Here is a 13,141-nt window from a genome sequence, read left to right on the forward strand (position 1 = left end):
ATGGCTTACATCGATATTTTTGTAGCACCCGTGCCGAATGCCAATCGCGAACAGTACAAAAAACACTGTGAGATCGCCGCGAAACTGTTCAAGGAATACGGAGCGACGGAGGTGGTTCAGGGCTGGGGCGATGACGTGCCGGAAGGCAAAGTCACGTCATTCCCGATGGCGGTAAAACTCAAGGAAGGCGAAACGGTGTCGTCCGGCTGGCTGATCTGGCCCGACAAGGCCACCCGCGATGCCGGCATGGCCAAGATGATGGAAGACCCGCGCATGCAACCGGACGTCAACCCGATGGGGTTTGATGGGAAACGGATGATCTTTGGGGGCTTCAAGAACCTTCTTGAATCCTGAAGACCAGCGCAAATCCATTGTGGGAGCGGGCTTGCCCGCGAAGAGGCCGGCACAGCCTATATCTTCATGGCTGACCCACCGCATTCGCGAGCAGGGTCGCTCCCACAATGGAATGTGGTCACTCTGGAGAGGGGGTAATCCGGCAGCTTTTGCGGTGGCGGATTTCTTCCTCCGTCGGTCGTTCGCGGACGAATTCGAAGCGTGGTTCACCTTCGCTGTAATGCACCAGCCAGCCCCATTCCAGCTCGGTTTCATCCTGCCCTGGGCTGGGTGGTCGGGCCCACCAGGGTTCTTTGCTGAGGATCTCGCGCATGGCGACCTCCAGTTGGATGGCAATCCTTGAACTATAGCCGGCTGTCGCGAGTCGTCAGAGAAGGCCGTGTAGAATCGGCCGATCGACGAGCGAAGGAGCTGGCCCATGACCGATGATGCGCGCAGGGATGAACCGTTCAAGCGACTGTTTTTCGCCCTCGACTGCCCACCACCACAACGCAAGGCCATCGCTCAGTGGCGCGCCGATCTGCGCTTGAGAACCGGCAAAGCGGTGCCGGCGGATAACTTTCACCTGACGCTGCTGTTCCTCGGCGCGGTGCCGCTGGCGCAGATCCATGAAGTCTGCGAGGCCGCCGGCAAAGTACGCACGCCGGGTGAGCCATTGAAGCTTGCGCTGGATCGTCTGCAGGTCTGGCATCGCGCGGGGATCTTGTCTCTGGCGCCGGAGCAGGCGCCGCCGGCGTTGTTGCGTCTGGTGTATGCGCTGGAACAGGCGATGCTGCCGTTCGGTTTCGAAGAATCACCGCGCGAGTTCCGCCCGCACCTGACCCTGGCCCGGGACTACCGCGCAGCGGAACCGGAAGCCGCCACGCCGCCGGAGTTCTTCCTGCGTGCCGAGCGCTTTGCCTTGTTCGAATCGCACAAGGGCCGCTACCGGATCCTGCAGGATTGGCCACTGAATTGAACCCACAAAAAAAGGCGCCCGAGGGCGCCTGAAATTCACCTGAGCCGAGGGAGCCAGGTGAGGCCGTTCATTGCAGGGTGCAGCGGTGGTAAGGCGCTGCGTGAACGGGAAATCAATGATTCTGCGAGTGAACACCGACCCTGTGGGAGCGAGCTTGCTCGCGAAGGCGTCGGCTCATTCAACATCTGTATGGCTTGATCCACCGCTTTCGCGAGCAAGCTCGCTCCCACATTTGGATCTGCGCTTGGCCTATTTACCGAGCTTCACCCGCGTCCAGCCGCGGGTCATGATCCGCTGGGTGGCAATCGGCTGATCCGGCACCGCGTACAACGTCGCCATCACCGCCTGCGACGGGTACGAACCCGGGTCGTTGCGGATCGCTTCGTCCACCAGTGGCGTCGCCGCCGAGTTGGCGTTGCTGTAGCCGTTGCTGTTGGTGATCTCGGCGATGATGTCCGGGCGCATCAGGAAGTTCATGAACAGGTAGGCGTTATCGACGTTGGCGGCATCGCGCGGGATGGCGACCATGTCGTAGAAACTGCCGGCGCCTTCCTTGGGAATGCTGTAGTCGATCTGCACCTTGTTGCCGGCTTCCACCGCGCGGGCCTTGGCCTGCAGCACGTCACCGGAGTAACCGACCGCCACGCAGATGTTGCCGTTGGCCAGGTCCGAGATGTACTTCGAGGAATGGAAGTACGCCACGTACGGGCGGATCTTCATGAACAGCGCTTCGGCTTCGAGGATGTGCGCCTTGTCCTTGTCGTTCACCGGGTAGCCCAGGTAGTGCAGGGCAGCCGGGATCATTTCGGTCGGCGAGTCGAGGAAGCTGATACCGCAGGCTTTCAGCTTCTCGGCGTTTTCCGGTTTGAACAGCAGGTCCCAGGAGTTGGTCGGGGCATTGGCGCCGAGCACTTCCTTGACCTTGTCGGGGTTATAGCCGATGCCGATCGAGCCCCACATGTACGGGAACGCGTGAGCGTTGTCCGGATCACTGGCGGAGGCGTTTTTCAGCAGCACCGGGTTGAGATTCTTCCAGTTCGACAGCTTCGATTTGTCCAGCGGCTGATAGACCCCGGCCTTGATTTGCTTGGCCAGGAAACTGTTGGACGGCACGACAATGTCGTAACCGGATTTGCCCGCCAGCAAACGCGCCTCAAGGGTTTCGTTGCTGTCGAACACGTCGTAGGTCACCTGGATGCCGGTCTCGTCTTCGAACTTCTTGACGGTGTCCGGCGCGATGTAATCGGACCAGTTGTAAACACGCAGCACCTTGTCGTTGGCCTGGACGCCCGTGGCGATTGCGCCCATTAAGGACAGTGTCAGCAGAGTCCTGCCAAACATTTTCATCGGTGAAACTCCATTCTTTTTATTCAAAAACACAACACAAAACCTGATGTACACACATCTCTGTGGCGAGGGAGCTTGCTCCCGCTTGAGCGCGCAGCGCTCACAAGCTTTTGGGTCTGCTGCGCAGCCCAGCGGGAGCAAGCTCCCTCGCCACAAGAGCAATCTTGCATTAAGCAGTCGCTGCGGATCGCTGAGGCTGCCACGCCTCATTCGCCGTCTGATCCATCGCTTCCTGAATCGCCTTCTTGCGGCTGGCTTCTGCCTTGCGACCGAAGTACCAGACGAGGAAGGTCACCAGCGACACCGCCAGCAGAATCAGGCTGGCCACGGCGTTGATCTCAGGCTTCACGCCCAGACGCACCGCCGAGAACACTTCCATCGGCAGCGTGGTCGAACCCGGCCCGGAGACGAAGCTCGCCAGCACCAGATCGTCCAGCGACAGGGCGAACGACATCATCCCGCCCGCCGCCAGCGATGGCGCGATCATCGGAATGGTGATCAGGAAAAACACCTTGAACGGCTTGGCCCCCAGATCCATCGCGGCTTCTTCGATCGACAGATCCAGCTCGCGCAGGCGGGCGGAGACTACCACCGCCACATAGGCTGCACAAAACGTCGTGTGAGCGATCCAGATGGTGACGATGCCACGCTCCTGGGGCCAGCCGATCAACTGCGCCATCGCCACGAACAGCAGCAACAGTGACAGACCGGTGATCACTTCCGGCATGACCAGCGGCGCCGTCACCAGACCGCCGAACAGCGTACGACCCTTGAAGCGCGTCACCCGTGTCAGGACGAAGGCGGCGAGGGTGCCCAACGCCACTGCGGCAATCGCGGTGTAGCAGGCGATTTCCAGCGAGCGCACCACCGAGCCCATCAGTTGCGTGTTGTCGAGCAGGCCGACGTACCACTTCACCGACCAGCCGCCCCACACCGTCACCAGTTTCGAGGCGTTGAACGAGTAGATCACCAGAATCAGCATCGGCAGATAGATGAACATCAGGCCGAAGATCAACATGAACTTGGAAAAACCGAAGCGTTTCATCCTCGTGCCTCCATCTCTTTGGCCTGGCTGCGGTTGAACAGCAGAATCGGCACAATCAGGATCAACAGCATCACCACTGCCAGTGCGGATGCCACCGGCCAGTCGCGGTTATTGAAGAACTCTTGCCACAACACGCGACCGATCATCAGCGTCTCCGGGCCACCCAGCAGTTCCGGAATCACGAACTCGCCGACCACCGGAATGAACACCAGCATGCAACCGGCGATGATGCCGTTCTTGGCCAGCGGCACGGTGATTTTCCAGAAGTTGTTGAAGTTGCTCGAACCCAGGTCCGACGCGGCTTCCAACAGGCTCCCATCGTGCTTGACCAGGTTGGCGTACAGCGGCAACACCATGAACGGCAGGTAGGCATAGACCACGCCGATATACACCGCGGTGTTGGTGTTGAGGATCTCGATCGGGTGATCGGTCAGCCCCGTCCACATCAGAAACGCGTTGAGCAGACCGTTGTTGCTGAGGATGCCCATCCACGCGTAAACGCGGATCAGGATCGCGGTCCAGGTCGGCATCATGATCAACAGCAGCAGGACGTTTTGCGCTTCCTTGCTCGCCTTGGTGATTGCGTAGGCCATCGGGAAACCGATCACCAGGCACATCATCGTGCTCAGCGCCGCGACCTTCAGCGAACCGAGGTAGGCCGACAGGTACAGCTCGTCTTCGCCGAGCATGGTGTAGTTGCCGATGTTGAGCATCAGCTGGAATTTCTGTTCGGCATAGGTGTAGATCTCCGAGTACGGCGGGATCGACAGCGCGGCTTCCGAGAAGCTGATCTTCATCACCAGGAAGAACGGCAACATGAAGAACAGGAACAGCCAGATGAACGGGATGCCAATGACGAACTTTCGCCCGCTGGGCACCAGGCGCAGGCATTGCTGATTGAAGGTTCTCATGAGCGCAGTACCACGCCGCTATCGTCTTCCCACCAGACGTAGACCTTGTCGTCCCAGGTCGGACGCGCGCCACGGCGTTCGGCGTTGGCCATGAACGACTGGACGATCTTGCCGCCGGGCAGCTCGACGTAGAACACCGAGTGGCCGCCGAGGTAGGCGATGTCGTGCACCTTGCCTTCGGACCAGTTGTAGCGGGTCTCTGGCTTGAGGGTGCTGACAAGCATTTTTTCCGGGCGGATCGCGTAGGTGATCGACTTGTCCTGCACCGAGGTGCTGACGCCGTGACCGACGTAGATCTTCTGCTGCAGGTCCGGGCTGTGGATGATCGCGTGACCTTCAAGGTCTTCCACCACGGTGCCGTCGAAGGCGTTCACGTTGCCGATGAATTCGCAGACCATGCGGCTGACCGGCGCCTCATAGATATCGACCGGGCTGCCGATCTGGGCGATCCAGCCCAGGTGCATGATCGCGATACGCTCGGCCATGGTCATGGCCTCTTCCTGGTCGTGGGTCACCATCACGCAGGTCACGCCGACGCGCTCGATGATTTCCACCAATTCCAGCTGCATTTGCGAACGCAGCTTTTTATCCAGCGCGCCCATTGGTTCGTCGAGCAGCAACAGCTTCGGACGTTTCGCCAGTGAGCGGGCGAGGGCGACGCGCTGGCGCTGACCGCCGGACAACTGATGGGGTTTGCGTTTGGCGTATTGGGTCATGTGCACCAGGCGCAGCATCTCTTCGACGCGGGCGTCGATTTCGCTGGCGGGCAAACGGTCCTGCTTGAGGCCGAAGGCAATGTTCTGTGCCACGGTCATGTGCGGGAACAGCGCGTAGGACTGGAACATCATGTTGATCGGCCGCTCGTAGGGCGGCATGTCGGTGATGTCCACACCGTCGAGCAGAATCCGCCCTTCAGTTGGCCGCTCGAAACCGGCGAGCATGCGCAGCAGGGTCGATTTGCCCGAACCGGAGCCACCGAGCAGGGCGAAGATTTCGCCCTGATGGATCTCCAGGGACACATCGTCCACGGCCGTGGTTTCGTCGAACTTTTTGGTGACACGATCGACTTTCACCAGAACCTTTTTCGGTTGCTGGTGGCCTTCAAGTGCCTTCCGGTAAGTGCTGGAGGCGTTTGCCATGTGAAACTCCCAACAGGTTTCGTTCGCTCGGCCAACGTGGCCGGGCTTAAGTGGATTGCAAGCCTGCAGGTGCATTTCCGGTCGGATCACATTCTCTGTGGGAGCTGGCTTGCCAGCGATCGCGGTGGATCATTCCCCAACAATGTTGGAGGTGATGGCCTCATCGCTGGCAAGCCAGCTCCCACAGGGTTTTGCATTGATCTGACGGTTTTGCTCCGGCCATCCGGCTTGTTCGGCGCCGCCGTCCTGGCTGCCTGGGTCGTACTTGTTGTTATTACGGTTTGTTGTTTTCACGGATGACGGATGCGCACACGCGCAACCGCCGACCCCGTGGGGGCAGTAAACAGTTTTGAAATCCTGGGTGGTGTCAGCGCTGGTTGCGTCGCGCCGCCCGTTGCCGGCAAGCCTCACCGAACGCCTGGAAAATCTTCAGGTAGTTCGGGTTGTCCAGCACTTGCCATTCCGGGTGCCATTGCACGCCGAGGGCGAAGGTCGGACTGTGCTCGACCGAGATCGCCTCGATCAGCCCATCCGGCGCCACCGCTTCGGCACGCAGGCCGGGCGCGAGGCGGTCGATGCCCTGACTGTGGATCGAGTTGACCTGGAATTCGCCCGGCAACTCGAGCGCCTCGAACACACCACCGGCCAGCACGCTCACGGCATGCGCCGGTGCGTATTGCACGGCCACGTCCGGGCTGTCGGCTTCGCGGTGATCAAGCATGCCCGGCAACTCATGCACCTTCTGGTGCAGGCTGCCGCCGAAAGCCACGTTCATTTCCTGGAAGCCACGGCAGATGCCGAGTACCGGAACGCCCGCTGCAATGGCTGCACGCAATAAAGGAAGGGTGGTGGCGTCCCGCGCCGGATCGTGATCCGTGCCGGGGGCGCTGTCCGGGCCTTGATAGTGGAAGGGCTCCACGTTCGAGGGTGAGCCAGTCAGCAGCAGACCGTCGAGTTGACCCAGCAGGTCTTCGATTTCAGTCAGTTTGCCAAGGGAAGGAATGACGACGGGCAACCCCAGCGCCGCAACGCTGACAGCGCGAACGTATTTGTCGCCGCTGATGTGATAGGGGTGCAGGCCAATCTGTTTGACGCACGCAGTAACGCCGATCAATGGCTTGAATGCCATTTTTATTCACCTCGAAGTTTGACACTTGAACGAGCTTTTCCGGAGCTTAGCCTCGTTGATTTTAATTAACAACTGCCATGTAAAAAATTCTAAACGCCGCTCATCCAATCTTCATGATTCCAAGCCTTGCGGCGCCTGCATTGGCACGTGAGTGTTAAAAAAAGCCCGAAAAATAAACGCTGAACAGCTGGATGTTCGCTATTGACTTCACTTTGCCTTTCGGATTGACTGGCTCGGCGAAACAGCAGTGAACATAATAATTAACAGCTAAATAGGTGCATCATGTCGGTCCCTCTGCGTGCCGTTCAACTCAACGAAGCAAACGCATTCCTTAAGAAACATCCTGAGGTTTTGTACGTCGACCTTCTGATTGCAGACATGAACGGTGTGGTGCGCGGCAAGCGCATCGAGCGCACCAGTCTTCACAAGGTTTACGAGAAAGGCATCAACCTGCCGGCCTCGCTCTTCGCCCTCGACATCAATGGCTCCACCGTGGAAAGCACCGGTCTGGGCCTGGACATCGGTGACGCCGACCGCATTTGCTACCCGATCCCCGGCACCCTGAGCATCGAGCCGTGGCAGAAGCGCCCAACCGCACAACTGTTGATGACCATGCACGAACTGGAAGGCGAGCCGTTCTTCGCCGACCCGCGTGAAGTGCTGGCGAACGTGGTGCGCAAGTTCGATGAACTGGGCCTGACCATTTGCGCCGCGTTCGAACTGGAGTTCTACCTGATCGACCAGGACAACGTGAACGGCCGTCCGCAGTCGCCGCGTTCACCGGTCTCCGGCAAGCGTCCGGTATCGACTCAGGTCTACCTGATCGACGATCTCGACGAGTACGTCGACTGCCTGCAAGACATCCTCGAAGGCGCGAAAGAGCAGGGCATCCCGGCTGACGCGATCGTCAAGGAAAGCGCCCCGGCGCAGTTCGAAGTCAACCTGCATCACGTCTCCGACCCGATCAAGGCCTGCGACTACGCCGTTCTGCTCAAGCGTCTGGTGAAGAACATCGCCTACGACCACGAGATGGACACCACCTTCATGGCCAAGCCGTATCCGGGCCAGGCGGGCAACGGTCTGCACGTACACATTTCGATCCTGGACAAAGAAGGCAACAACATCTTCGCCAGCGAGGATCCCGAGCAGAACGCCGCGCTGCGCCACGCGATCGGCGGTGTGCTGGAGACCCTGCCTGCGCAAATGGCTTTCCTCTGCCCGAACGTCAACTCGTACCGCCGCTTCGGCGCGCAGTTCTACGTGCCGAACTCGCCGAGCTGGGGTATCGACAACCGCACCGTAGCAGTCCGTGTGCCGACCGGTTCGGCCGACGCCGTGCGTATCGAGCATCGTGTCGCCGGTGCCGACGCCAACCCGTACCTGCTGATGGCTTCGGTACTGGCAGGCATTCACCACGGCCTGACCCATCAGATCGAGCCAGGCGCGCCGGTTGAAGGCAACAGCTACGAGCAGAACGAACAGAGCCTGCCGAACAACCTGCGCGATGCATTGCGCGAGCTGGACGACAGCGAAGTCATGGCCCGCTACATCGACCCGATGTACATCGACGTGTTCGTCGCGTGCAAGGAAAGCGAGCTGGCCGAGTTCGAAAACTCGATCTCCGACCTTGAGTACAACTGGTATCTGCATACGGTGTGATGGTTTCGGCCCTCAAAAGCCAAGAGCCCCTCACCCTAACCCTCTCCCGGAGGGAGAGGGGACTGACCGGGGATGCTTGGGAAATCCTGCGACCTGAACCTGCTTTACCGAATCCATAATCGACTCGGTCATTCAGGTCGGCGCAACTCCCGAGACAACTCGGTCGGTCCCCTCTACCTCTGGGAGAGGGCTAGGGTGAGGGCAGCTATCTCAAGCCAGACACGACACCCCCAATTCCCCCTTGTCGAGCCACAACAATGACAACCACCCGCAACGACTGGGAACAACGCTTCCAGTCCCTGACCCTCGAATCCCGCGCGTTCATCAACGGCGAATATCGCCCGGCGATCAGTGGTGCCACCTTCGAATGCCTGAGCCCCGTCGACGGCCGTTTCCTCGCCTCCGTGGCCAGCACCGATGAAGCCGACGCCAACCTCGCCGTCGAAGTCGCACGCCAGTCGTTCAACTCCGGCGTGTGGGCCAACAAGGCCCCGGCCGAGCGCAAACGCATCCTGATCCGCTTCGCCGATCTGATCCTGCAACACCAGGAAGAACTGGCGCTGCTGGAAACCCTCGACATGGGCAAACCGATCAGCGACTCGATGAGCATCGACATTCCGGCGACCGCCAACGCGATCCGCTGGAGCGCCGAAGCCATCGACAAGATCTACGACGAAGTCGCTGCCACGCCGCACGACCAACTCGGTCTGGTAACCCGCGAGCCAGCCGGCGTAGTCGCGGCCATCGTGCCGTGGAACTTCCCGCTGATCATGGCCAGCTGGAAATTCGCCCCGGCGCTGGCGGCGGGTAACTCGTTCATCCTCAAGCCTTCGGAAAAGTCGCCGCTGACCGCGATCCGCATCGCCCAACTGGCGCTGGACGCGGGCATTCCGAAAGGTGTGTTCAACGTCCTGCCGGGCTTCGGCCACACCGTCGGCAAGGCGCTGGCGCTGCACATGGACGTCGACGTGCTGGCCTTCACCGGTTCCACGGCGATTGCCAAACAACTGATGATTTATGCCGGCCAGAGCAACATGAAACGCGTCTGGCTCGAAGCCGGTGGCAAGAGCCCGAACGTGGTGTTTGCCGACGCCCCGGACTTGCGCGCGGCAGCCCAGGCTGCGGCCGGTGCCATTGCTTTCAACCAGGGCGAAGTGTGCACCGCCGGTTCGCGCCTGTTGGTCGAACGTTCGATCCGCGAGCAATTCATTCCGCTGCTGGTGGAAGCGCTGCAGGCGTGGAAGCCGGGGCATTCGCTTGACCCGGCCACCACCGTCGGCGCCGTGGTCGATCAGCGTCAACTCGACAACGTGCTGCGCTATATCAGCATCGGCTGCGAGCAGGGCGCCGAACTGATCGCCGGTGGCCAGCGCACCCTCGAAGAAACCGGCGGCACTTACATCGAGCCGACGATTTTCGACGGCGTGACCAACGCCATGACCATCGCCAAGGAAGAAATCTTCGGCCCGGTGCTGTCGCTGATCACCTTCGACACCGTTGAAGAAGCGCTGCAGATCGCCAACGACAGCATCTTCGGTCTCGCCGCCGGCGTGTGGACCAGCAACCTGAGCAAAGCGCACACCTTCGCCCGTGGCCTTCGCGCCGGCAGTGTCTGGGTCAACCAGTATGACGGCGGCGACATGACCGCGCCGTTCGGTGGCTTCAAACAGTCGGGCAACGGTCGCGACAAATCGCTGCACGCGTTTGACAAGTACACCGAGCTGAAAGCGACCTGGATCAAGCTCTGATTTTCTACAGCGGCGGTCGCTCCTGATGAGCGACCCTCGGAGAACAATAAAATGAAGCAACAACACGTCAACAGCTACTACGCCGCCACCCGCAACGAAGTCATCGACTTCCCGACCCTTGAAGAGTCGGTCGAGTGCGACGTCTGCATCATCGGCGCCGGTTACACCGGCCTGTCCTCGGCCCTGTTCCTCACCGAGGCCGGCTACAAAGTGACGGTGCTCGAAGCAGCGAAAGTCGGCTACGGCGCCAGTGGCCGCAATGGCGGGCAACTGGTCAACTCCTACAGTCGCGACGTCGATGTGATCGAAGAGCGCTACGGTGACAAGACCGCAGAAATCCTCGGCAGCATGATCTTCGAAGGCGCCGACATCATCCGTTCGCGGATCAAGGACTACGACATCAAGTGCGACTATCGCCCGGGCGGCATTTTCGCAGCGATGAACAAGAAACAACTCAACGGCCTGGCCGAGCAGAAGCGCAGCTGGGAACGTTACGGCAACAAAAACCTGAAGATGCTCGATGCCGCTGACATCCGTCGCGAAATCGGCTCCGACGCCTACGTTGGCGGCCTGCTGGACATGCAGGGCGGCCACGTGCATCCGCTGAACCTCGCCCTCGGTGAAGCCGCGGCCATCGTGCGCCTGGGCGGCAAGATTTATGAGCAATCGGCCGCCGTGGAAATCAAGTACGGCGAGCCGAACGTCGTGCGCACCGCCAAAGGCCAGGTGCGCGCCAAATACCTGCTGATCGCCGGCAACGCCTACCTGCCGCAAGGTCTGGACAACCGCGTGACCGCCAAGAGCATGCCGTGCGGCTCGCAGATCTGCGTTACCGAACCGTTGACCGAAAAGCAGGCGCGCAGCCTGATCACCAACAACTACTGCGTCGAAGACTGCAACTACCTGCTGGATTACTACCGTCTCACCGCTGACAACCGTCTGCTGTACGGCGGCGGCGTGGTCTACGGCGCCCGTGAACCGGACGACATCGAACAACTGATCCGCCCGAAGATCCTCAAGACCTTCCCGCAGCTCAAGGACGTGAAAATCGACTACCGCTGGACCGGCAACTTCCTGCTGACCATGTCACGCATGCCGCAATTCGGCCGCATCGAGAAAAACGCCTACTACATGCAGGGCTACAGCGGTCACGGCGTCACCTGCTCGCACCTGGCCGGCAAACTGATCTCGGAAATGATCCGCGGCGACGCCGAACGCTTCGACGCCTTCGCCTCGCTGCCGCACATGCCAATGATCGGCGGGCGCACCTTCTCCGCCCCGTTGACCGCCCTCGGCGCCGTGTATTACTCGCTGCGCGACCGCTTCGGCATCTAGTTACCTCCCCGGCGGCGGTCCCGCACAGGCGCCGCCGGTTTTTTCACATGACCGGCAACACCACAAACCCTGTGGGAGCGAGCTTGCTCGCGAAAGCGGCCTATCAGCAAAAGAGATGTTGAATGTGCCGCCCATTCGCGAGCAAGCTCGCTCCCACAGGTCTTGTGCCTGACCCGCAATTACCCCCAGCAGGCTCATTTCACCCACCGTCCATCGAACCTGCTGAGCAACACCGGCAAACGTGATTTAATAGCCGCCTTTCACGGTTCCGGGACACGGGAGCAACGTGATCCGCGCCTTGCGCGGCACCCGCCACCCACCCCCATTACCCTTAAGTACTACTCACATAAGGCTGTCATGGATACGGGTTCTCGACTCAAACTAGTACGCGAAAGCTACAAACTCTCCCAGCGCGAGCTGGCCCGGCGTAGCGGCGTGACCAATGCCACCATCTCCCTGATCGAACAGAATCGCGTCAGTCCTTCCGTCAGCTCCCTGAAAAAGCTGCTCGAAGGCATCCCGATGTCCCTGGCCGACTTCTTCACCTTCGACCAGCCCCCGCGCGAACACCAATACGTCTTCCGCGCCAACGAACAACCCGACCTCGGCCGCCACGGCCTGCGCCTGCTGCTGATCGGCGCCTCCGTGCCGAGCCGCCAGATGCGCTTGCTGCGTGAGCAATACGCACCGGGCGCGAGCTCCGGCGAAGAGCCGATTGTTCACGCGGAAGGCGAGGAGTGTGGCTTGGTGACCCGTGGCACGGTCGAGTTGACGGTGGACGGGCAGGTGAGCGTGTTGAGTGCGGGGGACGGGTATTACTTTCCGACGACGCTGCCGCACAAGTTCCGGAATATCGGGGCGGATGAGGCGGAAATCATCAGTGCGAATACGCCGGCGAATTTTTGATCGTCGTCTGAAAATTTGTATTTTTTGTAAGGGAAGACGAAATGGAAAATGGTGCCTTCTGGAAACAATTAACCTTGCCTGTTGCTCTGTTTTTTCTGTTCCTGAGTATCGCAACGGTGGCAGGCATGCTCTGGTATTCCGAATCAAATGGTGTTGTTTTTCGGATCTGGGGCCAAGATTTTAGTGCTGTAAAAAATACGCCTAATGTTGACGGTGTGTTTGGCGAGAAAATAATTTCCCTTGAAAAGCGTATTTCCGAACTTGAAAAAGCAAAGCAACAAGTGGAAGTCAAGTCGCCGGAAAATACTGTGACAAAGCCTATAAACAAGACCCGTATCTTGAATGTAGGGCAGGGCCTGAAAGAAAGTACTTTGCCGTTTAGTGTATATGTAAAGTCAGCATCGGGCGGTGAAGGGTATTCGAGTTTTCTTATAGACGTTCAGACGCCGGAGTCTCCTTTGTATACGGTAAAAGTAACCAAGGGGTGGAGTCGAAACTTTGAAGTGGGGGCGCGGTCGTTTACTTTCAGCATCGTTGATGTTGATAAGAAACTTGCCACTATGACGGTGTTGTTGAAAGAGCTGAATGGTAGGGAGTGATTGCAGTGACA

General features: G+C 59.7%; 13 protein-coding genes. 7 read left to right on the forward strand and 6 right to left on the reverse strand.

Annotation, left to right across the window (positions count from 1 at the left end; all coding sequences use genetic code 11):
• Complete coding sequence (locus tag B1722_RS11795) at nucleotides 1-354, forward strand: DUF1428 domain-containing protein (RefSeq protein ID WP_086792605.1); 354 nt, start codon at nucleotides 1-3, stop codon at nucleotides 352-354.
• 118 nt (nucleotides 355-472) lie between these two features.
• Here the strand turns inward: B1722_RS11795 and B1722_RS11800 are convergent, their stop codons facing one another.
• On the reverse strand, nucleotides 473-667 hold the full coding sequence (locus B1722_RS11800) for a hypothetical protein (protein ID WP_041073468.1): 195 nt from the start codon (nucleotides 665-667) through the stop codon (nucleotides 473-475).
• 105 nt (nucleotides 668-772) lie between these two features.
• Here B1722_RS11800 and thpR point away from each other — a divergent pair, with 105 nt between their 5' ends.
• Nucleotides 773-1,312 carry an RNA 2',3'-cyclic phosphodiesterase gene (gene thpR / locus B1722_RS11805; protein ID WP_086792607.1) on the forward strand — a complete coding sequence of 180 codons (540 nt, stop codon included), beginning with the start codon at nucleotides 773-775 and terminating at the stop codon, nucleotides 1,310-1,312.
• 249 nt (nucleotides 1,313-1,561) lie between these two features.
• On the opposite strand, the gene B1722_RS11815 is transcribed toward thpR, so the two are convergent.
• The 5 genes from B1722_RS11815 to B1722_RS11835 all read right to left on the reverse strand — a co-directional run bounded on the left by B1722_RS11815 (nucleotide 1,562) and on the right by B1722_RS11835 (nucleotide 6,883).
• Nucleotides 1,562-2,659, reverse strand: a complete 1,098-nt coding sequence (locus tag B1722_RS11815; protein WP_041073464.1) for a polyamine ABC transporter substrate-binding protein — start codon at nucleotides 2,657-2,659, stop codon at nucleotides 1,562-1,564.
• A gap of 169 nt (nucleotides 2,660-2,828) precedes the next feature.
• On the reverse strand, nucleotides 2,829-3,704 hold the full coding sequence (locus B1722_RS11820; protein ID WP_041073462.1) for an ABC transporter permease subunit: 876 nt from the start codon (nucleotides 3,702-3,704) through the stop codon (nucleotides 2,829-2,831).
• Nucleotides 3,701-4,582: an ABC transporter permease subunit gene (locus tag B1722_RS11825; RefSeq protein WP_371260449.1), complete on the reverse strand. Its 882-nt coding sequence runs from the start codon at nucleotides 4,580-4,582 to the stop codon at nucleotides 3,701-3,703. The genes B1722_RS11820 and B1722_RS11825 overlap by 4 nt, the downstream gene beginning before the upstream one ends.
• A 29-nt stretch (nucleotides 4,583-4,611) precedes the next feature.
• The gene (gene potA, locus B1722_RS11830) at nucleotides 4,612-5,754 is read right to left on the reverse strand and encodes a polyamine ABC transporter ATP-binding protein (RefSeq protein WP_041073459.1); all 1,143 of its coding nucleotides are present in this window, start codon (nucleotides 5,752-5,754) and stop codon (nucleotides 4,612-4,614) included.
• 367 nt (nucleotides 5,755-6,121) lie between these two features.
• Nucleotides 6,122-6,883: a gamma-glutamyl-gamma-aminobutyrate hydrolase family protein gene (locus B1722_RS11835; RefSeq protein WP_047293497.1), complete on the reverse strand. Its 762-nt coding sequence runs from the start codon at nucleotides 6,881-6,883 to the stop codon at nucleotides 6,122-6,124.
• Nucleotides 6,884-7,165: 282 nt separating this feature from the next.
• Here B1722_RS11835 and B1722_RS11840 point away from each other — a divergent pair, with 282 nt between their 5' ends.
• The 5 genes from B1722_RS11840 (at nucleotide 7,166) to B1722_RS11860 (ending at nucleotide 13,130) form a co-directional block, all read left to right on the forward strand.
• A complete protein-coding gene (locus B1722_RS11840) occupies nucleotides 7,166-8,542 on the forward strand; it encodes a glutamine synthetase family protein (RefSeq protein WP_041073455.1) in 1,377 nt (458 codons plus the stop codon).
• A 257-nt stretch (nucleotides 8,543-8,799) separates the two neighbouring features.
• Nucleotides 8,800-10,290, forward strand: a complete 1,491-nt coding sequence (locus B1722_RS11845; protein WP_086792611.1) for an aldehyde dehydrogenase — start codon at nucleotides 8,800-8,802, stop codon at nucleotides 10,288-10,290.
• A gap of 51 nt (nucleotides 10,291-10,341) precedes the next feature.
• Nucleotides 10,342-11,625, forward strand: a complete 1,284-nt coding sequence (locus B1722_RS11850) for an FAD-binding oxidoreductase (RefSeq protein WP_086792613.1) — start codon at nucleotides 10,342-10,344, stop codon at nucleotides 11,623-11,625.
• A gap of 357 nt (nucleotides 11,626-11,982) precedes the next feature.
• Nucleotides 11,983-12,531 carry a cupin domain-containing protein gene (locus tag B1722_RS11855; protein WP_011333561.1) on the forward strand — a complete coding sequence of 183 codons (549 nt, stop codon included), beginning with the start codon at nucleotides 11,983-11,985 and terminating at the stop codon, nucleotides 12,529-12,531.
• A 41-nt stretch (nucleotides 12,532-12,572) separates the two neighbouring features.
• The gene (locus B1722_RS11860; protein ID WP_086792615.1) at nucleotides 12,573-13,130 is read left to right on the forward strand and encodes a hypothetical protein; all 558 of its coding nucleotides are present in this window, start codon (nucleotides 12,573-12,575) and stop codon (nucleotides 13,128-13,130) included.
• Nucleotides 13,131-13,141: the final 11 nt, after the last annotated feature.

The organism is Pseudomonas sp. SCPG-7 (assembly GCF_002156405.1).
GTDB classification, from domain to species: Bacteria; Pseudomonadota; Gammaproteobacteria; order Pseudomonadales; family Pseudomonadaceae; genus Aquipseudomonas; species Aquipseudomonas parakoreensis.

Excerpts from the sequence above, each read along its gene's own strand:
- B1722_RS11795 (WP_086792605.1), top strand. The coding sequence starts at position 1 with ATGGCTTACATCGATATTTTTGTAGCACCCGTGCCGAATGCCAATCGC.
- B1722_RS11800 (WP_041073468.1), bottom strand. The coding sequence starts at position 667 with ATGCGCGAGATCCTCAGCAAAGAACCCTGGTGGGCCCGACCACCCAGC.
- thpR (WP_086792607.1), top strand. The coding sequence starts at position 773 with ATGACCGATGATGCGCGCAGGGATGAACCGTTCAAGCGACTGTTTTTC.
- B1722_RS11815 (WP_041073464.1), bottom strand. The coding sequence starts at position 2,659 with ATGAAAATGTTTGGCAGGACTCTGCTGACACTGTCCTTAATGGGCGCA.
- B1722_RS11820 (WP_041073462.1), bottom strand. The coding sequence starts at position 3,704 with ATGAAACGCTTCGGTTTTTCCAAGTTCATGTTGATCTTCGGCCTGATG.
- potA (WP_041073459.1), bottom strand. The coding sequence starts at position 5,754 with ATGGCAAACGCCTCCAGCACTTACCGGAAGGCACTTGAAGGCCACCAG.
- B1722_RS11835 (WP_047293497.1), bottom strand. The coding sequence starts at position 6,883 with ATGGCATTCAAGCCATTGATCGGCGTTACTGCGTGCGTCAAACAGATT.
- B1722_RS11840 (WP_041073455.1), top strand. The coding sequence starts at position 7,166 with ATGTCGGTCCCTCTGCGTGCCGTTCAACTCAACGAAGCAAACGCATTC.
- B1722_RS11845 (WP_086792611.1), top strand. The coding sequence starts at position 8,800 with ATGACAACCACCCGCAACGACTGGGAACAACGCTTCCAGTCCCTGACC.
- B1722_RS11850 (WP_086792613.1), top strand. The coding sequence starts at position 10,342 with ATGAAGCAACAACACGTCAACAGCTACTACGCCGCCACCCGCAACGAA.
- B1722_RS11855 (WP_011333561.1), top strand. The coding sequence starts at position 11,983 with ATGGATACGGGTTCTCGACTCAAACTAGTACGCGAAAGCTACAAACTC.
- B1722_RS11860 (WP_086792615.1), top strand. The coding sequence starts at position 12,573 with ATGGAAAATGGTGCCTTCTGGAAACAATTAACCTTGCCTGTTGCTCTG.